4 protein-coding genes and 1 pseudogene are annotated in these 26,284 nt (G+C 69.5%); all 5 read left to right on the top strand.

Translation table 11 applies throughout. The annotated features are described in order from the left end of the window. On the top strand, positions 1-5,082 hold the full coding sequence (locus WS91_RS19495; RefSeq protein WP_231752046.1) for a non-ribosomal peptide synthetase: 5,082 nt from the start codon (positions 1-3) through the stop codon (positions 5,080-5,082). Further along, positions 5,079-9,761: an SDR family NAD(P)-dependent oxidoreductase gene (locus WS91_RS19490; RefSeq protein WP_231752045.1), complete on the top strand. Its 4,683-nt coding sequence runs from the start codon at positions 5,079-5,081 to the stop codon at positions 9,759-9,761. Before WS91_RS19495 ends, WS91_RS19490 begins: the two co-directional genes overlap by 4 nt. Then, positions 9,758-13,315, top strand: coding sequence for a type I polyketide synthase (locus WS91_RS19485; protein ID WP_059670810.1), 3,558 nt, complete (start codon positions 9,758-9,760; stop codon positions 13,313-13,315). The genes WS91_RS19490 and WS91_RS19485 overlap by 4 nt, the downstream gene beginning before the upstream one ends. Continuing rightward, positions 13,312-24,234 (top strand): non-ribosomal peptide synthetase, encoded by a 10,923-nt coding sequence (locus WS91_RS19480; protein ID WP_059670809.1) that lies wholly within the window; start codon positions 13,312-13,314, stop codon positions 24,232-24,234. The genes WS91_RS19485 and WS91_RS19480 overlap by 4 nt, the downstream gene beginning before the upstream one ends. Then, a pseudogene (locus WS91_RS37435) lies at positions 24,231-25,985 on the top strand (type I polyketide synthase); the annotation flags it as partial. The gene WS91_RS19480 and the pseudogene WS91_RS37435, both read left to right, overlap by 4 nt. Positions 25,986-26,284 lie beyond the last annotated feature (299 nt).

Below are 26,284 nucleotides of genomic sequence, written 5' to 3'. Positions count from 1 at the left end.
ATGAGCACCTCTCGTATCGGCGCATCGCCCCCGCCTCCCGTCGACGACAAGGCTCGGAACGGTCGCTCTTCCACGTATTCCGGCGCCGAGTCGATCGCCGGGCAATTGATGTCGCGTGCCGAAGCGGCCCCCGATTTTCCTGCGTTCGCTTCCGTCGGCTCATCGGAAGACGTTTGTTTGACCAATGCGTGTCTATGCGAACGCGCATCCGCGATTGCTTTCCGCCTGGCGCGCATCGCGTCGGTCGGCGATCGCGTGATGCTGGCTTTTCGGAATCCTCTCGATTTCATTCCCGCCTTCTTCGGCTGTTGCCTGGCCGGCACGATTCCTGTTCCCGTGGCGCCTCGGCATGGCCGCGACACGATGCTTGCGATCGCACAGGATTGCGGCGCGGCTATCGCGTTGACCGCTGAGGAGCGTGAGGCGCTGCCGGGTATTCAGTGGATGCGCACGGACGACGGTGAACGTCGCGCGCCGTTCCTGAGCGTGGTCACCGACGACCATCCCGCCCTGTTGCAATACACGTCCGGCTCGACGCGAACGCCGCAGGGCGTCGCCGTGACGCACTCGGGGCTGCGCGCGACGATCAGGGACCTCGACAGCGCCGCGCTGCACGACCCCGACAGCGTCATGGTCAGTTGGTTGCCGTATTTCCACGACATGGGCCTCGTCTACGGCATTCTCACGCCGTTGTACTGCGGCTTCACCGCGTATCTAATGCCGCCGGAAAAATTCATCGCACAACCGATGTCATGGCTGCGGGCGATCGCGACCGTGCGCGGCACGCACACGGCGGCGCCCAATTTCGCGTACGCGTTGTGCGCGGACCGAGCGGCCGATCTCGCGCCCGAAACCGATCTTTCTTCGTTGCGCTTCGCGCTCAACGGAGCCGAACCGATTCGTTGCGAGACGGTACGCCGCTTCGAGGCGGCGTTCGCGCCGTTCGGCTTGCGGCCATCGGTGGTGACCCCCGGTTACGGGCTGGCCGAAGCGACCCTGAAGGTGGCGTCGGGACGCCGTGGCGAGGGGATGCGCAGCGCGCGTTTCGAGCGCGATGCGCTGGCGCTCGGCCGCGTCGTCCCGCATCGGGACGGTGTCGAACTCGCATCGTGCGGCACCAGCCTGATCGACACGCGTGTGAGAATCGTCGATCCGCAAACGTGCCGGCCGTGTGCGCCGGATGTCATCGGCGAAATCTGGGTGAGCGGGCGAACCGTCGCCGGGAGCTACTGGCGTCGTCCTCAAGAAACGCAGCGGATCTTTCGCGCGCGACTCGACGACGGCGAAGGTCCGTGGCTGCGGACCGGCGATCTCGGCTTCGTGCACGACGGCTCGCTGTTCGTCGCAGGCAGGCTGAAGGATCTGATCATCGTCGGCGGCCGGAATTTTTATTGCCATGATATTGAGGACTCCATATCTGGATGCCACCCCGCCATCCGGATGGGGCGGGTATTCGCCGCGGCGATCGAAGGCGCGGACGGCGAAGGGATATTGGTCGGCGCCGAGGTGCGCAGCGGCTGCGACGAGACGGCGGCCCGCGCGATCATTCCGGTGATCCGCTCGGCGTTGATGAACGAACACGGCGTCGCGCCGGCGCGCATCGTGTTGCTGCGGCGGGGGAACATCCTTCGTACGTCGAGCGGCAAGACCCGCCGGGCGGCGACGCGCGACGCGCTTGCGCGCGGCGACTTGCAGATCGTTGCCGATGACGGTGGCGGCATGGCCGGCGACGCTATCTTGGCCGAGATCGCGCGATTTGTGCCGGGGGCTGCGGCGCAGCCGGCCAGCCGGCTCATCGACCTCGGACTCGATTCGCTGTCGGCCGCGCGGCTGGCCGCGTCGGTGCGCGCGCGCCACGGTGTGGACCTGACGTTCGCGACGCTGTTCGCCGCTTCGGCCGATAGTCTGAGGCGCGAAATCAGCGACGGGCACAGCGCGCAGACTGCGGCCCCCGCGGCGCCGAGGCACTACGAGGCTGACCAGCCGTTCGAGTTGTCCGAGATGCAGCAGGCCTATTGGATCGGCCAGCAAAGTGGCGTGCCGCTCGGTAGTGTCCAACCGCATATTCGCGTCGATTTCGAAGTCGACCACGCCCGCGTGCCCGATCTGAGCCGGCGGCTGGCGCAGCTTGTCGAACGCCACCCCGCGCTGCGGATGGCGGTGCGCGGCGACGGGCGCGCGGTCTTCGAGGCGCACGCCTACGATCCGGTCCTGCCTCAGCAGGACCTGCGCGATCTGGAAGAGTCGACATTGGCCGAGCGCTTGTGCGCCGTGCGTGCGGAACTGGCCGACGGCAACGGACGCCCCGTCGCCGCATGCTTCAGCCGCATCACGGACACGATGTCCGTTCTGCATGTGCGCCTGGGGCTGCTCGCCGGCGACCTGCGCAGCTTTTTGCGGCTGGTGCGCGAACTGGCGCACGGCGCGTCTCGCGAGCCGTCTCCCGGCATCGTGCCGCCCGCGCCGCCGCCGTTGCCCGATGAACGCCGCGAAGCGTGGCTGCGCCGCGTCGAGTCGATTGCGCCCGCGCCGGAGTTGCCGGCGGCGATGGCGCTCGCCGACGTCGTCGACCCACGTTTTGTCAATCTTCGCCGGGAATTGCCGGAGCCGCTGTCCGCGGCGCTGACGGCGCGCGCGCAGGCGCTGGGCGTCACGCTCGCTTCGTTGTGCACCGCCGCGTTCGCCGACGTCGTGCGGTTGTGGTCGGCGGCGCCCGAGTTCACGCTCAACGTGACCTGCAATACCCGGGCGGCACAAGCCGGGGAAGCGATCGGCGACTACACCAGCAATACCTTGCTTTCCCTGCGCGAGCGTCACGCTTCGTTCGTCGAGCTTGCCCGGGCGGTGCAGCGGCAAGTCTGGGCTGACCTGGACGAGCCATGGTGCTCCGGCGTGGCGATCCTGCGCGAGCTCGGTCGCCGCAATGGCGCGCCGGTGCTGATGCCGGTGGTCCTGACGAGCCTGCTGTCGGGCGACCCGGCGGACGATCTGGCAGTGCTCGATGCGCTCGGGCGGGTGGTCGACATGGCCAATCCGACGCCGCAGGTCTCGCTGCATGCCATCCTCGGTCGGCGCGGCGAGCGTCTCGTCGTGATGTGGGAATACGTCACGCAGCTGTTTCCCGAACGGATGGTGGACGCGATGTTCGCCGCGTTCGTCGAGTCGCTTGCGACGATCGCGGCCGAGCCGTCGGCCGTCGAGCTGCCCGTGGTTGCGAAGCTTGCGCCGGACGAGGCCGCACGGCGTGCGGCGACCAATGCGACGGAGGTCGAGCGCGCGCCGCGTCGTCTGGAGGCGGCGTTCGTCAGGCAAGCGAATGCGCGCCCCGATGCCGTCGCCGTGAGGCAGGGCGGTGCGGCACTGACCTATGGCGCGCTGTTGCGCGACGCAGAAGACATCGGCAGCGCGCTGCAGCGGCTCGGCGTCGCGCGCGGCGATGTCGTGGCGGCCGTCGTCGAGCCGGGGCCGCGCGCGATTGCGGCGCTGCTCGGCATCGAATTGGCCGGCGCGGCCTATCTGCCGGTCGAGCCGTCCTGGCCGTCGGCGCGCATCGACGAGTTGCTGCGTGAGGCGGGCGCCCGTCACGCGGTCGTGACGACGGGCGACATCGATCTGCCGGTGCCGTCGCTGCGCCTCGACCGTCCGCTCGCGCGCGTCGCGCCCGCGCCGGTGGCGGATGCGGGCCCGGACGACGCTGCCTATGTGATCTTCACGTCCGGCTCGACGGGCCGCCCGAAGGGCGTGGTCATCACGCACGAAGCCGCGGCGAACACGATCGACGACATCAATGCGCGTTTCGCCGTCGGCCCGGCCGATCGGGCGCTCTGCGTATCGTCGCTTGCTTTCGACTTGTCGGTCTACGACATATTCGGACTGCTCGGGGCAGGCGGCACCGTGGTGTTCCCCGAGCGCGCGCGCGATCCTGATGCGATCTCGCAGGCGTTGCGCGATGCCGAGGTGACGATCTGGAATTCCGTGCCGGCCGTGCTCGAACTGTTGCTCGACGTGGCCGCGCCGCGCTCGCCGCACCTGCGGCTCGCGCTGCTGAGCGGCGACTGGGTCGCGCCGACGCTGCCCGAGCGGCTGCGCGACGCGTTCCCGAACGTCCAGCCGATCAGCCTCGGCGGTGCGACGGAAGCGTCGATCTGGTCGGTCGTCCACCCGATCGCGCCGGCCGACGCGGCGCTGGCTTCGATTCCGTACGGCAAGCCGCTGTCGAACCAGCAGTGCTTCGTGCGCGCGCCCGACGGGCGTGAGCGTCCCGACGGCGTCGCCGGCGAACTGCTGCTCGGCGGATGCGGCCTCGCGCTCGCCTACCTCGGCAACGAGGCGGAAACCGCCCGCCGTTTCTTCGTCGATGGGGATGGCAGACGGCTTTACCGGACGGGCGATCTCGCGCGCTGGCTGCCCAATGGGGAACTCGAGTTGCTGGGGCGGATGGACGGCCAGGTCAAGGTGCAGGGATACCGGATCGAGCTGGGCGAGATCGAGGCCGCCGCGATGCGCGCGGGCGGCATCTCGCGCGCGGTGGCGTCGGTGGTCCGGCGCAGCGGCGCGACGGTGATTCAGTTGCACGTGGTCGCGTTGCCGCAGCGGCGCGGCGACATTGTGTCGGCGGTGCGCGCCGAGCTGGTTTTGCATTTGCCCGCCTATATGCAGCCGCACCACGTCGCCGTGCTCGACGCGCTGCCGCTGACGGCGAACGGCAAGGTGGATCGCGCGCGGCTGGCCGCGCTGCCGGCCCCGGCCCCGGCGGCACGGGTCGCGGCCGCGGCGCGGCGCGACGCGTCGCTCGAAGCGACGATGCTCGATGCGTTCGCCGAGGTGGTCGGCGTCGACATCGATCCGCAACAAGGGTTCTTCGACGCCGGCGCGACCTCGATGCACATCGTGCGCTTGCGCGCGCTGCTGGCGTCGCGGGGCGTGGCGGTTGCGCCGCTCGTCGATTTCTTCTCGCTCGCCACGATTCGCGCGCTCGCCTCGCGCTCCGCCGCGAGCGGCGCAGACACGCTCGACACGAAGGACGTCGCCGGCGTGCGCGCCTACAGACAGCGCGCACGCGCACGCAAGGAGGCTATGTGACTGTTTACGAAACACCCGTGGATGCAGTGGCGATCGTCGGCGCAAGCTGTCGGCTGCCGGGCGCGACCACGCTGGAACAATTCTGGTCGCTGATCGCCGATGGCCGCATCGCGATCGAGCGCTTCACCACCGATGCGGCCCGCCGCGAGGGCGTGCCGGAGGAAGTGTTGGCGCAGCCCGGCTTCGTCGGGGCGGGCGGGGCGCTCGAAGGCGTCGACCTGTTCGACGCGGCGTACTTCGGCATTGCGCCGTCGCAGGCGGCGGCGATGGACCCGCAGCAGCGGATTTTCCTCGAATGCGTGCACGAGGCGCTCGAGCGCGCCGGCCACGGCGCGGTGCGCGGCCCTCGCGTCGGGATCTGGGCCGGGTCGGCCACCGTCGATTATCTGGTCGACCATGTGCGCGACCGGCTCGATCGCGCGTCGCCGAACCGCTTCCTGCAGCAATGGGTGGGCGTCGACAAGGACTATCTCGCGACGCAGGTCGCGTACCGGCTGGATTTCGGCGGGCCCGCGGTCACGCTGCAGACGGCCTGTTCGACTTCGCTCGTCGCGGTGGTCCATGCGCTGCATGGGCTGCTGAGTTTCCAGTGCGACTTCGCGGTGGCGGGCGGCGTCAGCATCGCGCTGCCGCAGCGGCAAGGGCATGTGTACGAGGAGGGCAGCATCCTGTCCGCCGACGGCGCGTGCCGGCCATTCACGACGGAAAGCAGCGGCACCGTCTTCGGCAACGGCGCGGGGGTCGTGGTCCTGAGGCGTCTGGAGGATGCGCTCGACGACGGCGACCCGATTCTGGCGGTGATTCGCGGTGGCGCGATCAACAACGACGGGGCGGCGAAGGTCGGCTTCACCGCGCCGGGCGGCCGGGGGCAAAGCGAGGTGATCCGTCACGCGCTGGCGTTGAGCGAAGTCGACGGCGCGTCGATCGGCTATGTCGAGACGCACGGCACGGGCACGGCGATCGGCGACGAGGTCGAGCTGGCGGCGCTGACCGCCGCGCTGGGCGATCGACGGCCCGGCGACGCGCGGTGCGCGCTTGGATCGCTCAAGGCGAACGTGGGGCATCTGAACGCGGCCGCGGGAGCGTGCGGCCTGATCAAGGCCGCGCTTGCAGTGGAGCACGCGCAGATTCCGGCGGCGGTGGGGGCCGAGCAGGCGATCGCGGCGCTGCGCGGCGAATCCGCGTTCTACCTGCCGACGAACACGGTGCCGTGGGACGCGCCGCTCAGGCGTGCGGGCGTCAGTTCGTTCGGCATCGGCGGCACCAATGCGCACGTGATCGTGGAGGCCGCGCCGCCGCGCGAACCCAGGACGCCGCAAACGGTGCCGCTGCTGTTGCTGTCGGCGCGCGGCGACGCTGCGCTGCGCGAACTGTGCGCGAATTATGCGACGTTTCTCGAAGGCAACCCGGACGTGCGGCTCGAGGACGTGTGCTTGACGGCGGCTATAGGCCGCCGCCATTGGGAACAGCGCGCGGCGTTTCGCGCCGAATCCCGCGAGCGGTTGATCGGTTCGCTGCGGGCATTCGCCGCGGGCGATTCCGGTGCCGACGTGATCAGCGCCGAAGTGCCGGCCCGCGTGCCGGAAGTGAGCTTCGCGTTTGGCGGCGCACGCGATCTCGACGCGGTCCTCGCCCGCGTGCGGGCGTGCGGCGTCGTGCCGGCGAGCGTGTGCGCGACGGGCGACGGCGTGTTCGCGGCGGCCTTCGCCGCCGGCGCGCTGAGTCTCGACGACGTACGGAACCGTCGCGCGGACAACGTCGCCGCGCCGGCGCTGCTGTGGATCAGCGCATCGTCGGGCTTGCCCATCGACAGCCCGGCGGCGGTGCGCGACGAACTGGCGTGCGCGAACGACGCCGCATACGATGCCGCGGCGGCGCTGGAGGCCGCGGGCGCCGCGCTGGTGCTGGAATTCGGCGACGTGGCATTGGGCGCGGGGGGCGCGGGCGTGGTGTCGCTCGATCCGGCGTCGCCGGAGGCGATCGCCCGCATGTGGACGGCCGGCGTGGCGCTCGACCTGACGCAACACTATCGCGACGGCAACCGGGTCATGCTGCCGACCTATCCGTTCCAGCGTCAGCGCTTCTGGATCGACCGCGCGCCACGCTTCGCCGAAAGCGGCGTGTCGCCGTTCCTCGGCCGGCGGACCGACGCGCCCGCGCTGGATGCGACGTTCTTCGACGCCGACTGGAGTGTGGCGACGCTGCCGTTTCTCCAGGATCACGTGATCTACGGAAAGATCGTCGTGTCGGGCGCGGCCCTCGCGGTGATGATCGCCGACGGCGTGCGGGAGCTCACCGGGGCGGATGCTTGCGTGTTGAGCGACCTGCGCTTTCCGGCGGCACTGGTGATTCCGGCGGGCGCGGCGCGGCGGGTGCAACTGCAACTGGTGCGGGACGGCGACGGTTTCGAGGCGGCCGTGCTCACGCCCGAGCCCTTCGAAACCCATGCGACGGCACGCGCCGAAGCGGGCGCGGATCAAGACGCCGCGCCATCGGCGCAGGTGCGCGGCGAAGCGATCTCCACCGATTTGCTGGATACGTGGCTGCGCGCTCGCAGCGTCGTCATGGGGCCGACATTCCGCCGGCTCTCGGAGATCGTCGTGAGCGACGGCGAGGCTGCCTGCGCGATGCGTGCCGATCCCGGCGACGCGGGCTGGTCGCTGCACCCCGGAATTCTCGACTCGGCGCTGCAACTGGTCGCGGCCGCCGCGCGGCCCGACGGAAGCAACGCGTTCGTGCCGACCCGCATCGCGCGGTTGACGATCCGGGGGCGCGCCGGCGCGCAGATGCGATGCTATGCAGCCGCCGACCGCGGTTACGCGAGCGTGTTCGACGGCAACGGCGCGCTCGTCGAGCTGACGGGCCTCGAATCGCGCGAGGTCAGCCGCAACGAACTGCTGCGGATCGAGCCGCTGCGCGACGGCTACGCGGTTCAATGGCGGGGCGTGACGGACGGTGCGCCATTCGCCTTGCCGGAGCCGATCGTCGTCGTGCGCGATGCGGGCGAGGTCGCATCGGGGCTCGCGTCGATCTTGCGCGACGAGGGCAAAGAGACGCTCGTCGTCGCGACGCCGGACGAGATCCCGTTCGAGCGGGCCGGCCTGATCGTCGATTGCCGGGGCATCGACGCGCGCTCGGCCGCGCCGGCCCCGGCGCTCTACGAGGGCGCCCTTGCGCTGTTCGCGGCGGCCGCCCGGCGCGACGAGCCCTGCCGTATCGCCGTCGTCCTGGCGCCGCAAGCGCCGGCGTCGGCACCGTTGCAGGCGCTGGCGCGAGCGGCCGCGATGGAAACCCCGCACCTGCGCACGCTCGCGCTGCATGCGGACGACGCCTGCGCGATTCGCCGCGGCCTCGACTGCTTCGATCGGGAAACCGAGGTGTCGATCCGCGGCGCGGAGGTCACGGCGCCGCGCCTCGACGAGCGCGCGCTGCCCCGGCGCGCCGAATACGCGCCGGCGGGCGACGGAACCTGGCTGATTACGGGCGGCCTGGGCGATCTCGGGCTGCAAGTCGCGGGCTGGCTCGCGGCACTCGGCGTGCGCTCGCTGATGCTCGTCGGCCGCCGGCCGCCCGGCGACGCAGCCGACGAGACGCTGGCCGTATTGCGGCGGGACGGCGTCGATGTGCAGGTAAGGCAGGCCGACCTGTCGCGGGAAGCGGACGTCGACGCGCTGCTGAACGACATCGGCGCGACGATGCCGCCGCTACGCGGAATCTGCCATCTCGCGGGCGTCGTCGAAGACCGGCTGGTGAGCGACGTCACGCCGGCGTCGCTCGCCGCGACCTTCGCCGGAAAAGCTCAGGGCGCGTGGCTGCTGCACGAGCGCACGCGCGGCCATGCGCTCGAACACTTCGTGCTCTTCTCGTCCGCGGCCGCCGCGTTCGGCGCGCCGGGGCAGGCGAGCTACGCGATGGCGAATGCGTACCTGGACGCGCTGGCCGCGCATCGCCGCGCTCAGGGCCTGCCTGCGCTGTCCCTCGCATGGGGGCCGTGGCAGGACGTCGGCATGCTGGCCCGCACGGCGGCGAGCGCCAAGCGCCGGCTGGCGCAACTGGGCATCGGGCAGATCGAAACCGAGTGCGGGCGCGCGACGTTCGAGATCGCGCTGGCCGCCGATTTGCCGCCGCATGTCGTGCTGTTGCCGATCGACTGGCAGCGGCTCATCGATCAATGGCCGCCGCACGTTCCCGCAAGCCGCTTCGACGGCATCGCCACCGCGCGGCCCGGCGCCGGGCTCACTTCGTCGGTCAGCGAATTGCTGGCGCTTCCGGCAGCCGATCGCCGGCATCGATTGTTCCGGCTGCTCGCCGAGGATGCGGCGGCCGTGACCGGCACGAGTCTCGCCGCACTCGATCCGGAACGCTCGCTGTTCGACTACGACTTGGATTCCCTGCTGATCACCGACCTGCGCGTGCGGCTCGAAAAGCGCTTCGGCCGCACGATCTCCACCACGGTCATCTTTTCGAACCCGACGATTGCCGCGCTTGCCGACTACCTGGCTCGGACGATCTTCGGCGCCGCGCTCGACGCTCCCGCCGCCGGAGCAGGCGCGGCTACGGCGGCGCCCGCGCCCGGCGACGCGCAACCGCAGGCGCCGGCGGAGCGGCTGTCGCAAGAGGAGATCGTCGAACTGCTGTCCGCAAAGTTGGACGAGCTTCGGGGGGCGGACTCGCGATGAATCCGATCGATCCCACTGCACTGATGCAGGACGCGCTGCTCGAAATCGAGCGCCTGCAACACAAACTCGGCAAGTTCGAGCAGCAGCTGCATGAGCCTATCGCGGTGATCGGGATGGGCTGCCGGTTCGCCGGCGCGAATTCGCCGGACGACCTCTGGCGACTGCTGCTGGACGGCACGGATGGCGTTCGCGAGGTGCCGCCCGATCGATGGGACGCCGAGCGATATTTCGACTCCGATCCGGATGCCGCCGGCCGCATCTACTGCCGGGCCGGCAGTTTTCTCGACGACATCGCCTCGTTCGACGCCGGCTTCTTCGGAATTTCCGCGCGCGAAGCGGTGATGCTCGATCCGCAGCAACGCATGCTGCTGGAGGTGGTGTGGGAAGCGATCGAGCGCGCCGGCATTCCGGCGTCCGCGCTGAAAGGCACGGCGACGGGGATGTTCGCCGGCGTGATGCATCAGGACTACGCGCACCGGTTCCGCCGCGCGGCCGACGTCGATCTCTACACCGCCGCGGGCAACGCGCCCAGCGTGCTCGCCGGTCGCGTATCGCACGTGCTCGGCCTGCACGGGCCGTCGCTCACGGTCGATACCGCGTGTTCGTCGTCGCTGGTCGCGGCGCATCTTGCCTGTCATGCGCTGCGCGTGCGCGAATGCGACATCGCCATCGTCGGCGGGGTGAACGTCGTGCTGTCGCCGCTGTCGACCGCTGCTGAGTGCCGGGCGCACATGCTGTCGCCGAGCGGGCGCTGCCGGTCGTTCGACGATGGCGCGGACGGCTTCGTACGCGGCGAGGGATGCGGCGTGGTGGTGCTGCAGCGGCTTGGCGACGCGCAGGCCGCGGGCCGCACGATCGATGCGTTGATCGCGGGTTCGGCCGTCAATCACGACGGCCGCAGCGCGGGCCTGACCGTGCCGAACGAGCACGCGCAGCGCGAACTGGTGCGCAGCGCATTGAGGGCCGCGCGCCTCGATGCGTCGCAGGTACGCTACGTCGAGGCGCACGGCACCGGCACCGCGCTCGGCGATCCGATCGAGGCGGCGGCGCTCGCGTCCGTATTCGCGGGCCGTGCGAAGGACGCGCGCGTGCTGCTCGGCTCGATCAAGAGCAACTTCGGGCATCTCGAAGGCGCGGCCGGCATCGCCGGACTGATCAAGGCGATCCTCGCGGTCCGCCACGGCGTCGTGCCCGCCACGCTGCACGTCACGCAACCGAACCGAGGCATCGACTGGGACAACTTGCCGCTGCGGCTCGCGCTCGGCAACGAGCGGATCGATCGGGACGCCGGGCCGTGCATCGCGGGCGTCAGCTCGTTCGGCTTCAGCGGCACCAACGCGCACGCGCTCGTCGTCGCGCCGCCGCGCGTCGAGCAGGCGGTTCAGCCGGACGACGGGCCCGGCGCGCAACAACTACTGACCGTGTCCGCCAAATCGGATGCGTCGCTGCGGGCGAACGCGGCGCGATACGCCGATCACCTGGCGGGCCTCGATGCGCGCGCGTTCGCGGCCGCCTGCCACGCGTCGCGCGTCGCACGCTCGCATTTCCCGCACCGGCTCGCGGCCGTCGCGGAAAGCGCGGACGACATGGCGCGCGAGCTGCACCGCTTCGCGCGCGGCGAGGACACGGCCGTCAGCGCCGGCGTGTGCGGCGCGATGCCGCTCGGACGCGAGTCGTCGCCGGACCTTGCCGGCGGCGCGAACGGTCTCGACCTGCTGCCGTCGCTCGCGCAGCGTTACGTGGCGGGCTTGCCGGTCGACTGGGCGGCGCTAGGCGGCGCTGGCCGCCACCTCGCGCCGTTGCCGACCTATGCGTTCGACCGCCAGCGCTACTGGGTCGACGAGCGCGCCGTCGGGGCGCCGTCGCAGCTCTTCCGGATCGCATGGCAACCGGCCTCGACGCCGGCGGGCGCGCGCCGCACGGGTGCGCGCGTCATTGCGGGCGACCCGGCGCTCTGCGCGGAAGTCGCGCGCGCGCTCGAAGCCTCGGGTGAACGCTGCTCGATCGTGGCCGCCGACGCCGATGCGATCCTGCAAGCCGGGCCCGCCGACCTTGGCATCGTGCTCGCGTTCGACAGCGCGGTGCATGACGGCGAGCCTGTCGAGGCCGTGGCGTGCCGCGGCGCGCTAGTCGGCGCGCTTGCGCGCCGCCTGGCGGCGGCGCCCGCGGCGGGGCCGGTGACGCTCGTCACGCGCGGCGCGGTTGCCACCGGGCCCGCGGAGGATGTCGATCCCGTCGCCGCCGCCATGAACGCCGCCGTTCGCGTGGCGCGGCGCGAGCAGGGCCGTGCATGGCGCGGCACGATCGATATCGACGGATCGGCGGCGTCGTTCGAGACGCTTGCCGCGCTGCTCGGCGACGAACCGGGCGACGAGCAGATGGCGGTACGCGGCGCGACCGCGCTCGTGCCGCGGCTGCGCCACGCCGGAGCGGGCGCGGCGGGCGGGGTTCCGGCGCTCGACGGAGACGCCGCCTACGTCGTGACCGGCGCCACCGGCGCGCTCGGTCTCGCGACCGCCCGCTGGCTCGCGGGTCGCGGCGCACGCCATCTGCTGCTGATCAGCCGGCGCGGCGAGGTCGGCGACGGCGTGCGGGCAACCTGCGAACGCCTGCGCGGCGACGGCGTCGACGTGCAGGCCGTCGCCTCGGATGTCGCGGACGAAGCATCGCTGCGCGGTGCGCTCGCGGCGGCCGCGCGGCCGATCCGCGGCGTCGTGCACTGCGCGGGCATCGTTCAGGACGCGCCGCTCGCCACGCTGGATGCCGCCGCATTCGCGAACGTGCTGCGCGCGAAGGTGGGCGGCGCGGCGCTGCTCGACCGCCTGACCGATGCACAGCCGCTCGACTTCTTCCTGCTCTATTCGTCCATCTCCGTCGTGGTCGGCCGCCACGGCCAGGCCGCGTACGCTGCCGCGAACGCGTATCTCGACGCGCTCGCGCAACGGCGCCGCGTGCGCGCGCGTCCCGCGCTGTCGATCGGCTGGGGACTATGGACGTCCGGCATGGGCACGGCCGATGCGAAGACGGCCGAGCGGATCCGCTCGAGCGGCCTCCATCCGCTCACCGAGGTCGAGGCGTTCGCGTCGCTGGAGCAGGCATTCGCGGGCGAGCCGCACGTGATCGTCGCGGCGATCGACATCGATCGAATCGCGGCGCAGCCGGATCTTCCGCGCGCGATCGAGGGCATCACCGGCCGCGCCCAGGCCCCGCGCGCACGCGCCTTCGACATCGAGCAACTGCGCGGCCGCCCGGCCGCCGCGCGCCGCGCGCTGATCGCCGGCTATCTCGACGCCGAATTGCGGGCGGTGCTGTCCAGTTCCTCGGCGTTCTCGCATCAGGCGTCGCTGATCGAGCTCGGCGTCGATTCGCTGACCGGCTCGGAGCTGCGCAATGCGATCGAGCGCTCGATGGGCGTATCGGTGTCGATTTCGAACCTGGTCGACGGTTCGTCGCTCGACGCCGTGATTGAAGCCGTGGCGGCGCAGATCGAGCGGCGACTCGTCACTGAACACAGCTCGACGACCGGAGCCGAGACGGAGGAAATCACGCTATGAATATCGTTCGGCTCATGGCCGATTTGGCCGATGCGGGGATCACGCTGCGCCGCCGCGACGACCGGCTCCACGTGGAGGGACCGCCGGGCGCGCTTGACGGCGCGCTTGTCTCGCGGCTGCGCGACGCGAAGGATGCGCTGCTGGCGATGCTCGACGACGACGCATCGCGCGCGCCCCCGCTGCCGCCGCCGTTGCCGGGCGAGGGCGGCGACGCGGGCGCGCTGTCGCCGGGACAGGCCCGCCTCGTTGCCGCGACGCGGCTCGGCGATCCGGCGATGTACAACGAGCAGATGGCGATCGAACTGGCGGACGCCGTCGACTCGCAGGCAATCGGCCGTGCGTTCGTCGCGCTCGCGCGCAGGCACGACATCCTGCGCACCGTGTTCGTCGGCGGCGAGCCGATGCAGCAGACCGTGCTGCCCGAGCCGGTGGTGCAGATCGAGCGGATGTCGGTCGACGGCGACGGTGCGTTGCGCGCGCGCGCCGCGGAGGTTGCCCGTCTGCCGTTCGCCGCCGGGCGGCCGTTGTGGCGCATCGACCTGTTCTCGACGCCCGAGCGGCCGCTCGTGCTCGTGCTGACGATTCATCACGCGATTTTCGACCGGTGGTCGATGAGCGTGCTGATCCGCGACTTCAGCGCGTATCTCGCCTCTCCGGACGAAAGTGATGCACCGGGGGGCCGGCTGAGCTACCGCGACTTCGCGGCCTGGCAGCGCCGCTGGATGGAGACGCCCGACTACGCCGCGCAACTGGACGCGTGGCTCGAGGCGCTGGCGGACCTCGATGAGGTGCCGGCGATTCGCGGCGACCGCCCGCGCGCCTCCGTTCCGAGCTGGCGCGGCGGCACCGAACGCGTCGAGATTCCAGCAGACTGCATCGAGGCGGCGGCGGCGTTCTCGCGCACGCGCAACACGACGTTGTTCACGACATTGTTCAGCATGTTCGCGCTGCTGCTGCATCGGTATACCGGCGATCCGCGCGTCGTGGCGCTCACGCCCGCGGCCAACCGGCCGTTCCAGGCGGCCGAGGACATCGCCGGCTATTTCGTCAATCTCATCGCGCTCGCGACGAGCGTGCGCGACGACGACAGTTTCAGCTCGCTGGTCGAGCGGATGCGTGAGGCGACGGCGCGCGCGTTCGCGCATCAGGGCGTGCCGCTCGACGCGATCGTCGACCGGTTGCGCGCGCGCGGCGGCCCGCAGCACGATCAGTTCGCGCAGACGGCGTTCGCATTCCAGAACGTACGTCTTCCGGCGGTGCGCACCGCGAGCGGCACCGCGACGCCGTTCGATCTCGACAGTCCGTTCGCGCGCTTCGACCTTTATCTGTCGATCGAGGGGGATGAGCGCGGGATGTTCGCGGTCTGGCAATACAACGCCGATCTGTTCGACGCGGAGACGGTTTGCCGGCTCGGCGCGCACTACGTCGCGTTGTTGCGCGCGGCGCTCGCGTCACCGGAGGCGAATGCGCATGCGCTGCCGATGCTGTCGAACGCGGAACGCGCGCAACTGCTGTTCGATTTCAATGCTACCCGGGCTGACTTCCCGCAAGACGCGCTGATTCACCAACTGTTCGAGGAACAGGTCGAGCTCAGCCCCGACGCTGTTGCGGTGGTGTTCGAGGATCAGTCGCTGAGCTATGGCGAATTGAATCGCCGCGCCAACCGGCTGGCGCATCACCTGATTGCGCTGGGGGTGGGGCCGGACGAGCGGGTGGCGATCTGCGTGGAGCGCAGCCAGGAGATGGTGGTGGGGTTGCTCGCCATCCTCAAGGCGGGGGGCGCCTACGTGCCGCTGGACCCGGCCTATCCGGCCGAGCGGCTGCGCTACATGCTGGACGATGCGGCGCCGGTGGCGTTGCTGACCCAGCGCGCGTTGATCAACGGCCTGGCCTCCAAACTGCCCACCGTGCTGCTTGACACCCAGGACCCGTCCATCGATGCGCAAATGGACAGCAATCCCGATGCGCAAGCGCTGGGACTGACTTCGCGCCATCTGGCCTATGTGATCTACACATCGGGTTCCACTGGGCAGCCTAAGGGAGTGGCGATCGCCCACTGCAATACTGTGAATTTTCTCACCTGGGCACAACGTACCTTCAGCCCGGATGAGTTGGCGCATACCCTTTTCGCGACATCGCTCAATTTTGATTTGGCGGTATACGAGTGTTTTGCGCCACTGCTTTCCGGCGGCACGGCTCACCTCGTCCCGGATGCGCTGTCTCTAGCCGCCGCAGGACAGCCTGTCAGCCTGATCAATACGGTGCCGTCGGCCATCGCGCACCTGATCGAGACAGGCACAATCCCCAGCGAGGCACGAACGGTCAATTTGGCTGGCGAGGCATTGAAACAAAGCGTAGTCGAGCGTTTGTTTGCCCGCACATCCGTACAGCATGTGTGCAATCTGTATGGCCCCTCCGAGACAACAACCTACTCGACCTGGATACGGATGAACCGGGCAGAGGGCTTTGCCAGTCATATCGGCCGGCCGATCGCCAACACCCGGATCTATATTCTGGACACGCACGGCCAGCCGGTGCCGATCGACGTGGCGGGCGAGATTCACATCGCCGGCGCCGGCGTTGCGCGGGGCTATCTGAATCGTCCCGAGCTGACCGCCGAACGCTTCCTGTCCGATCCGTTCTCGGCCGATCCGGATGCACGCATGTACAAGACCGGCGACCTTGGACGCTGGCTGCCCGACGGCAACATCGAGTATCTCGGTCGCATCGACTTCCAGGTCAAGGTCCGCGGTTTCCGCATCGAACTGGGCGAAATCGAAGCACGCCTCGCGCGATGCGACGGCGTGCGCGACGCGGTGGTGATCGCTCGCGAAGACACGCCGGGCGACAAACGCCTCGTCGCCTATGTGCTGCCGCAGTCCGGCGTCGCGCTCGTCCCCGGCGAATTGCGTCGGCAACTCGCCGGGCAACTGGCCGAGTACATGCTGCCCAGTGCCTTCGTGATACTGGATGCATTACCGCTCACGCCCAACGGCAAGCTCGACCGCGAGGCGCTGCCGGCGCCTGATTTGGCGGCGGTCGCGTCCCGTGGCTATGAAGCGCCGACGGGCGAAGTGGAAACGGCGCTGGCGCGGATCTGGCAGGACTTGCTGGGCCTGGAACAGGTCGGCCGCAACGACCATTTCTTCGAGCTCGGCGGCCATTCCATGCTGGTAGTCAGCATGATCGAGCGGCTGCGGAGCCTCGGCTGGTCGCTCGACGTGCGCAGCCTGTTCGTCGCGCCGGTGCTCGCTGATCTGGCTCGGGCCATCGACACCCGGCGCAGCGACGCGCCCGCTTTTGTGGTGCCGCCCAACCGCATCCCCGACGGTTGCGGTGCCATCACGCCGGCCATGCTGCCGCTGGTGGCACTTTCCCAGGCCGAGATCGACGCCGTCGTCGACGCGGTTCCCGGCGGGGCAGCCAATGTGCAGGACATCTATCCGCTGGCGCCGCTGCAGGAAGGCATCCTGTTTCATCATTTGCAGCAGACGCAAGGCGATGCCTATCTGTTGCGCAGCCTGCTGGCTTTCGATACCCGCGCGCGTCTCGACGCCTTTCTCGCGGCCTTGCAACAGGTCATCGATCGTCATGACATCCTGCGCACCGCCGCCTGCTGGAAGGACTTGGCGCAGCCGGTTCAGGTCGTTTGGCGTCAGGCGGCACTGCACGCCGAGATCTTCAGTCCCGCAGAGGAGGGCCATGTTCCCACCCAGCTGCTAAGGCATACCGATCCGCGCGCGCGCCGCCTCGACTTGAGCCGTGCGCCGCTGTTCGCGCTCGACATCGCTCACGATCCGGAGCGGGGCGAGTGGCTGCTGGCGCTGACCTTCCACCATCTGATCGCCGACCATCTGACGCTGGAACTCATCGTCGCCGAAATTACCGCGATTCTGCACGGGCAGGCCGAAGCCCTTCCGGCGGCGCTGCCTTACCGAAACTTCATCGCGCAAGTCTCGAGCGTGCCGGCGGATGTGCACGAGACCTACTTTCGCGAGGTGCTCGGCGACGTCGATGAGCCGACCGCTCCCTTCGGCGTGCTCGAGGCGCGAGACGACGGAAAGGATATAACCGAGGCCCATCTCGCGCTGGCCGACGACCTGGCTCGGGCGATCCGCAATCAGGCGCGGCGGTTGGGTATGAGTCCGGGCGTGCTGTTCCATGTCGGCTGGGCCCAGGTGCTGGTGCAGACCAGCGGCCGCGACGACGTGGTCTTCGGGTCGGTGCTGCTGGGTCGTCTGCGGGAATTGGCCGGCGCCGATCGGGTGATGGGGGTGCTTATCAATACCCTTCCGGTACGGATATGCCTGGCGGAGCGCAGCGTGCAGGAGGTGGTTCAGGCCGCCTATCACGGTTTGACGGGGCTGCTGGAACACGAGCAAGCGCCCCTGTCGCTGGTTCAGCGCTGCAGTGGGGTGGTGCCGCCGCTACCGCTGTTCAGCACCTTGCTCAATTATCGCCACAGTACCGCCGGCATAGCCGACGGGACCTGGGAGGGAATGCGCCAGCTTCACTCGGAGGAGCGCACCACCTATCCGGTGACGCTCTCGGTGGATGACCTGGGCGAGGGCTTTGGCTTGACCGCCCAGACGGTTGCGGGCATCGACCCGGCCCGGATGGCCGCCTACCTGGCGACTGCCATGCGTGGCCTGGTCGAGGCATTGGCCGCCGAACCGCAACGGCCGATCCTGAGCCTGTCCATTCTGTCGCGGGAGGAAGAACGGTGCCTGATTCACGATCTGAACGCCACGCCGCCGGAAGGCGACGGTTATCTGCTGCACGCCGGCATCGAGCGCCACGCCGCGCTCACGCCGCTCGCGCCCGCGGTCATCTGCGCCGAGGGCTGCATGCAGTATCGCGAACTGGCGGCAGAAACGCGCCGCGTCGCCGGCGCGGTCGTTGCGGCTGGTGCGCGGCGTGAACCGGTCGCGGTGCTGCTGCCGCGCTCGGTCGGCGCGATCGCCGCGTATTCCGGCGTGATGCGTGCAGGTTGCGCTTATGTGCCCATCGACCCGGCGACGCCGCCGGAGCGCATGCGCGACGTGCTCGCCACGCTCAACTACGTGCTGACGACGCGCGAACTCGCCGCGGCGCTTGACGGCATCGACGCGCGGGTGATCCTCGTCGACGAGGCCGCGCCCGCCGATGTCGCGCCTCCGACGGTCGCGCTCGGCGATCTCGCCTATGTCATGTTCACGTCCGGCTCAACCGGCAAGCCCAAAGGCGTGATGATCGACCATCGCTCCGCCTCGCTAACTATCGAGAGCATTCTCAGGCGTTACGCGATCGGCCCGGCCGACCGGCTGCTGTGCGTGTCGTCCGTGGGATTCGACCTGTCGGTGTTCGATTTCTTCGGCGCGTTCGCGGCGGGCGCCGCGGTCGTGCTGGCGCCGGAATCGTCGAACGTCGAGCCGCACGTCTGGCTCGACCTGATGGAGCGTGAGCGGGCGACGGTGTGGGAGTCCGTGCCGGCCGTGATGGAACTGCTGCTGCTCGAGTGCCGCAACAGCCGGCGAAAGCTGCCGCCTTCGCTGAAGCTCGTGATGATGAGCGGTGACCGCGTGCCCGTCAATCTGCCCGCGCGAATCAGAGAAGCCGCGACCTCCGAACTGCACGTGATCGCACTCGGCGGGGCGACCGAGGCGGCGATCTGGTCGTGTTACTACGACACGCGCCACCTTCCCCCCGACGCCTCCTTCGTGCCTTATGGGCGGCACCTCCCGGGGCAACGGCTGTACGTGCTGTCGTCGTCGCTGCGGCCTTTGCCGATCGGCGTGCCCGGCGATCTCTGGATCGCCGGCGCGGGCGTCGCGCGCGGCTATCTCGGCCAGCCGGACCTGACCGCCTATCGCTTCGTCGACGATCCGCACGTGCCGGGTGAGCGGATGTACCGCACCGGCGACCGCGCGCGGGTGCTCGCCGACGGCAACCTTGAATTCCTCGGGCGGATCGACGACCAGGTCAAGATCCGCGGCTTTCGCATCGAAATCGGCGAAATCGAGGCGGCGCTCGGCGCGGCGCCCGGCGTTGAGCGCGGCGTCGCGACGATTGTCGAGCACAATGGGCGCCAGACGATCGCGGCATATGTAGTGGCCCGCGCCGACGCCGTGCTGGACCATGCCGAGATTCGCGACGCGCTCGCGCGGCGCCTGCCGCCATACATGCTGCCTGCGTCGATCGTGTCGATCGACAGCGTGCCGTTGACCCGGAACGGAAAGATCGATCGACGCGCACTCATGCAGGTGCGTGCACAGACGTCGCCGGCGGAGGGGCCGCGAAACGCCGTCGAGAAAGCACTCGCGTCGATCTGGCAAGTGGTTCTGGGTCGCGAAGCCATCGACGTTCACGAAAATTTCTTCGACGCCGGCGGCGACTCGATGCTTGCCATTCGCATCGTGACCCGCGCACGGGAGCAGCGGATTCACATCATGCCCCGCGACGTGCTCCAGTTGCAGACGATTGCCAAGATCGCGGCCGCCGCGGGAGCGGCCTCCGATGTCGTCGAGCCGGACGGCGAAACCGCAGCTCCGTTACCGCCGATGGCTCGCTGGTTCTTCCTGCAGCAACCGCGGGAGCCTGACTGGTTTCACCAATCGGTCCTGTTGCAGGTGCCGGCGCAGACCGAAACCTCGGCCATTCGCGGCGCGCTGGAAACGCTGGTGACGATTCACGAGGCTTTGAGGACCGCTTACTTTCGCGAAGAGGGTGAATGGCGGCAGCGGGTGATCCAGCGGGTGAAGCCCGTCTTTGAAACCGTGAAGCTTGCCGTCGCCGAAGACGATGCGATTGACGAGGCCGCGGATCGGCTTCGGGCATCGATCCGCATCGAGCACGCCGCGTTGCTCAGCGCCGGGCTGCTCGAATTCCCGGACGATTCGCGGCGTCTACTGCTCATCGCGCATCATCTCGCCGTCGATGCGGTGTCCTGGCAGATCATCATTGACCAGATTGCTTCGCTTTGCGCGGGCAACGACCTTGGCGCCGTGCCGACGACGATGCGGCGCTGGACCCGGCGTCGCATCGACTGGGCGGCCGCGGCGCCCGCGGGCCTGATCGACGAATTGCTCGGCGGCGCGGCGTCGTCCGAGTCGCTGCCGCTCGACGGCACGGACGAAGCTGGCGACGTGGCGGCATCCGGCGAACAATCCTGCGCGCTGGACAGGGCGACCACGTCGCGGATCATCAGCGGCTTTGCCGCTGCCGAGGGCTATCGCATCGACGAGGTGACGGCAGCCGTTGTCGCCGGCGCGATCATGCGCTGGTCCGGACGGCACGAAGTCGTGATCGATCTGGAATCGCACGGACGCAACGGCTTCGCCGACGATCCGGAGGTTCCGTTCACCGTGGGCTGGTTCACGACCATCATGCCGACCGTGATTCGCGGCGGAACGTTCAAGGAAACGCTGCAGAGCGTGCGCGCGGCGATCCGGTCGAGCAGCGAGCACGGCGCCGATTATCAGGCGCTGCACTATCTGAAGGGGCGAGCCGACTGGTCGCCGCGCCCGCTGTTGTTCAACTTTCTGGGACGACTGGAGGCCAAGGCGGGGGAATGGCGACTGCTGCGCGCCGGAATCGGGAGCGACCGCGCGCCTTCGACACCACGCTCGCATCTGCTCGACATAGGGGCGGCCATCATCGACGGCTCACTGAACGTGAGTATCGAATACAACCCCCGTGCGCATCGCGACGACACCATCGCGAGCCTGCTCGACGACATCCGCACGACGCTAGACGAGTTGGGTTCCCGCACGGCGCTCGGCGATTCGTCGAGCATCGACGTGGAAGACGTTTACCCGCTCACGCCGATGCAGGAGGGGATGCTGTACCACGCGCTCGGCGGTGACGGGATGTATGTGGAGCAACTGACCTGCACGCTGGCCGGCGCCGTGAACGAGCAGGCGCTGAGGAGCGCCTGGAGCGACGTGGTCGCGTCGAACCCGGTGCTACGTACCTCGTTTCATTGGGAGGGCGTGGCGCAGCCGGTTCAGATCGTGCACACGTCGGTGTCGGTACCGTGGCAGCAGGAGTCGTGGCCGCGGGGGCTGGACCTGGACGCGTGGCTGCGTGCCGATCGAGAGCGGGGGCTGGATTTGCGCGCGGCGCCATGTCTGCGCTGCGCGCTTCTGAAAACGGACGAGGATCGATGGGAACTGGTGGTGACGTACAGCCACCTGTTGCTGGACGGCTGGTCGCTGTCGCTGCTGATCGGCGAGCTCGTGCGCGCGTATGCGGCGCGGGTGGCGGGCGATGTGGCGCAGCGGCCGCCTCGCAGCCCGTTCAGCGGCTATGTGGCGTGGTCTCGGTCGATCTGGGAGCAAGGCGCGGGCGAGGGATTCTGGCGGGCGGAACTGGGCGATTTCGAAGGCACGCGGGAGTTGGTGCTGCCGACGCCATTGCCGGATGGCGAAGACGGCGCGCCGGTCACGGTCGAAGTCGATCGCGGTGCGCTGGAAGCGCTGGAGAAGCGCGAGCGGGTGACGCTCGCGAGCGTGGTGGCCGGATGCTGGGCGGTGCTGCTGAGCCGCTACGGCGCAAGCGACGACGTGCTGTTCGGGATGACGAGCTCGGGGCGGCGGGCGGAAGTGAGCGGCAGCGAGTCGATGGTGGGGGTGCTGATCGAGACGCGGCCGGCGCGGATCAAGGTGGACGGGCAGGCGCCGCTCGGCGCGTGGCTGAGATCGGTGATGCAGGCGGAGGCGAGACGGGAAGAGGCGGGCGCGGTGTCGCTTGCGCAGATCGAGGGCTGGGGCGAGGCGGAACGCGGTACCCGGCTGTTCGATACGCTGGTGGTGGTGGAGAACTATCCGATGGCGAAGCCGAGCGATTTGCTCGGAGGCGGGATCGGCGTGGTGTCGGTGCGTGCGGTGGAGCGCACGAACTGGCCGCTAACGGTAGTGGCGGTGCCGGAAGGCGGGCGCTTGAAGCTGACGTTGCTGTACGACCCGGCGCGCTATGAGCGCGCGTCGATCGAGCAGGTGGCGGGGCATCTGGCGCGGTTGTTGAGCGCGGCGGCGCAAGCGGCGACGGTCGGCGACCTGGCGGCGGCGATGCTCGATGACACGGAGCGCGAGACGCTGCTGGTTCACTGGAGCGGAGGGGACCAGGTGCTGCCGCCGCCGTGCCGGACCATCGTCGAGCGGATCGACGAGCAGGCCCTTGCGCGGCCCCAAGCTACGGCGTTGCGGCTTGGCGATCGGCGGCTCAGTTATGCGGAACTGACGGCGCGGGGCCGACGGATGGCGGCTTGGCTGCAGGGTCAAGGCGTGGGCGTGGGAGGACGCGTCGCGATAGTCGGCGAGCGGACGATGGAGACGATCGCCGCGATGTACGGGATTCTGGCAAGCGGCGCCGCCTATGTGCCGCTGGACCCCGACTGGCCGGACGAACGCAAGGCGCTCGTGATCGAGGACGCGCAGCCGCTGATGGTCATCGGAGGCAGCGGGGCATGGTGCGGCGCGGTGCGGCAGGTCGAATTGGGGGAACTTGAAGTCACGCCTGACGCGGCGCTCACGCCATGTCAGGCGACGGTGGACGATCTGGCGTACGTGATCTATACGTCGGGATCGACCGGCCGGCCAAAGGGCGTGATGGTGCGGCACGGTGACGTGATGCATCTGGACGGTTTGCGCGAGCGGATGGAGCTGAGCGAAACCGATGTATGGACGGCGTTCCATTCCTACGCGTTCGACTACTCGATCCTGGAGATCTGGTATCCGCTGATGACGGGAGCGACGGTGGTGCCCGTGCCGTATTGGGTCACCCGTTCGCCGGAAGCGTTTCACGAATTGCTGCGCACGGAAGGCGCGACGATCGTGTGCCAGACGCCGGCGGCCTTCCAGCAGCTTGTGGCGGTGCCGCATCGAGGCGTGCGGCTGCGATGGGCGGTCGTGGGCGGCGAGACCTATCACGCCTCGCTGCCGGCCAGCGCCGATCCCGCCCAATACCCGCGCATCGCGAACGTGTACGGCATCACCGAGACAACGGTGATCACGACGTTCGAGCCGCTGGGGCGCGGCCAGCCGGTGACCATCGGACGGCCGTTTCCGGGCCAGAGAATCTATCTGCTGGACAGGCATGGGCGCCTCGTGCCGCCGGGCGCCGTGGGCGAGATTCACGTTGCGGGCGAAGGCATCGCGGCCGGCTATCTGGGCGCGCAAGCGCTGACGGCGCAGCGGTTCGTCGCGGATCCGTATCGGCCCGGCGAGCGGATGTACCGCTCGGGGGATCTGGGACGATTCCTGCCGGGCGGACGTATGGAGTCGCTGGGTCGGGCGGATCGACAGATCAAGATTCGCGGTTACCGGATCGAACTGGGCGAGATCGAGTGCGCGCTGTCTTCGCTGGAGGGAATCGGCGGCGCGGTGGCCGACGTTCGCGAGGGCGCAAGCGGCCGTCAGTTGGTGGCCTGGTATGCGGCGGCCGCCGACGTGGATGCGCAACGGGTTCGCACGGCACTCAAGCAGCGGCTGCCGGACAGCATGATGCCGTCGGCACTGATTCGGGTCGACGGATTTGCGCTGACGGCGAACGGCAAGATCGACCGGCGGGCGCTCCCCCGGGAGAGCGCGCCGACGGCACCGGCGCAGGGACCGCGCAACGCGCTTGAAGAAGCGCTCGCCGCGATCTGGTGCGAGGTGCTGGGCCGCGAGGCGATCGGTGTCGATGAAAACTTCTTCGACGCGGGTGGCGACTCGCTCGCGATCGTCCGGGCGCACGGTCTGATGAGCACTCGCCTGCCACGCGCCGAAAGTCTGCGCGTGGTCGATCTCTTCCAGCAACCCACGATCGCCGCGATCGCTTCGCAAATCGCCGCCGGCGAAACCCGCCAAGCCACCGCCGACGAACCGGACGAGCGCGCACTGCGCCGCCGTCGCCGGACCATGGAACGCCGTCAAAAGATCGAGAGGGAACACGAATGAGCACTCCGCACGTTGCAATCATCGGCATGGGTTGCAGGTTTCCGGGCGCGAGCTCGCCCGAGCAGTTCTGGAACAACCTGGTGCACGGCGTCGAGTCCGTCACGTTCTTCGGCCCCGTCACGCCAACCGACGCCGGATACGAGGTTCATGCCGCGGGCATCCTCGACGATGTCGCCGGGTTCGACGCGGCGCTGTTCGGGCTCAGCGCGCGGGAAGCCGAACGGATGGACCCTCAGCATCGCGTATGGCTCGAATGCGCGTGGGAGGCGGCCGAACGCGCCGGCTACGATCCGAGGCGGCTGCCGGGACGCACCGGCATATTTGCCGGCGCCGGCTTCAACGAATACCTGATTCGCAATCTCGTGCCGTCGGCGCTGCACGACGATCTGTCGTTGCTGCTCTCCAACGAGCCGTCGTTCCTGCCGTCGCGGCTTGCCTATCTGCTGGGTTGCACCGGCCCGGCCGTCTCGGTGTCGAGCGCCTGTTCGACATCGCTCGTCGCCGTACATCTGGCCGTTCAGGCGCTGCTCGCCGACGAATGCGACACGGCCATCGCCGGAGGGGTTCGCATCACCACGCCGCAACGCCGCCCCTACCGCCACGAGCCCGGCGGCATCGGCTCGCCGGACGGCCATTGCCGCGCATTCGACCGCGCGGCCAACGGCACCGTCGGCGGCAACGGCGCCGGCGCCGTGATGCTGCGCCGTCTGGACGACGCGCTGGCCGACGGCGACCCCGTCGCCGCGGTCATTCTCGGCAGCGCGGTTTCCAACGACGGCGCGCGCCGGGTCGGCTTCACCGCGCCCGGCGTCGACGGGCAACGTTGCGCGATTCGCGAAGCGCAAGTGCTGGCCGACGTGCCGCCCGATTCGATCGGCATGATCGAGGCGCACGGCACCGCGACGGCGCTGGGCGACCCGGTGGAATTCGAGGCGCTGGCCGCCGCGTTCCGGCAAGGTACGGCGCGACAGGGCTTCTGCGCGCTGGGCTCGGTCAAGACGAACATCGGCCATCTCGACGCGGCCGCCGGCATCGCAGGTCTGATCAAGACGGTGCTCGCGCTGCAGCATCGCGTGATTCCGCCATCGCTGCATTTTCACGAGCCCAATCCGCGCATCGACCTCGCGAACTCGCCGTTCTTCGTGAACGCCGCCGCACGCCCGTGGCCCGATGCCACTCGGCGTGCCGGCGTCAGCTCGTTCGGCATGGGCGGCACCAACGCGCACCTCGTGCTGGAGTCCGCCGCCGAGCCGCAGCCCGAAGCGACCGGCGGCGACGCCGGCGGCCCGTGGCCGCTCTTGCTGTCGGCGCGTTCCGAGGCGGCTGTGCGGCGGCTCGCGACGGATCTCGCGGATCATCTCGAGCGCGAGCGGCCGCCGCTCGCGGATGTCGCATACACGCTCGCGATGTCGCGCGGCGCGTTCGAATGGCGGATCGCCTGCGAGTGCGCGTCGCTCGAAGAGGCGATCGAGATCCTCAGAAGCGATCTCCCGGTGACGCGCGCCGCGGCCGGCGCGGCGGCCGTCGCCGCGCGCGGACGCCGGGTTGCGTTGCCGCCGACGCCATTCGAACATCAGCGCTACTGGATCGATCCGCCGTCGCCGCTCGCACGCGTCGCGGACCCGGTCGGCTGGCTGTATGCGCCACGCTTGCGCCAAAGCGCACCGCTCGAGCGGGCACTGATCGACACTCGGCGGCACTGGCTGGTGCTGCTCGACGAGCATGGCGTGGGCGCGCGCGTCGCGACGAGGCTGCGTGAGGCAGGCGCGCAGGTGGCGGAAATCGCGTATGCCGACGAGATGGACGCGCAAGCGATCGATGCCGTCGCCGCGGCGGCCGCAGATCGTCCTTCCTCCATCATCGCGCTGTGGAGCCTCGCCGCGAAACCCGCCCGCGACGACGATTCGATGCTGAAACGGCATTACATCCGCCCGGCGCAGCTCTTGCGCGCGTGGGCGGACCGCACGGGCGCCGACGTGGACGTCACCTTCGTCGCCGACGGCGCGCTGGCCGGTTTCGGCGCGCCGGCCGCGCCGGAAAAAGCGATGCT

The organism is Burkholderia sp. MSMB1498, assembly GCF_001526245.1.
GTDB classification, from domain to species: domain Bacteria; phylum Pseudomonadota; class Gammaproteobacteria; order Burkholderiales; family Burkholderiaceae; genus Burkholderia; species Burkholderia savannae.
Note: the sequence above shows the minus strand (reverse complement) of the source record. Positions and strands in the feature narration are given on the sequence as shown.

Bases quoted from the DNA above. Each gene is read 5' to 3' on its own strand.
- WS91_RS19480 (WP_059670809.1), top strand. From the start codon at position 13,312: ATGAATATCGTTCGGCTCATGGCCGATTTGGCCGATGCGGGGATCACG.
- WS91_RS19495 (WP_231752046.1), top strand. From the start codon at position 1: ATGAGCACCTCTCGTATCGGCGCATCGCCCCCGCCTCCCGTCGACGAC.
- WS91_RS19485 (WP_059670810.1), top strand. From the start codon at position 9,758: ATGAATCCGATCGATCCCACTGCACTGATGCAGGACGCGCTGCTCGAA.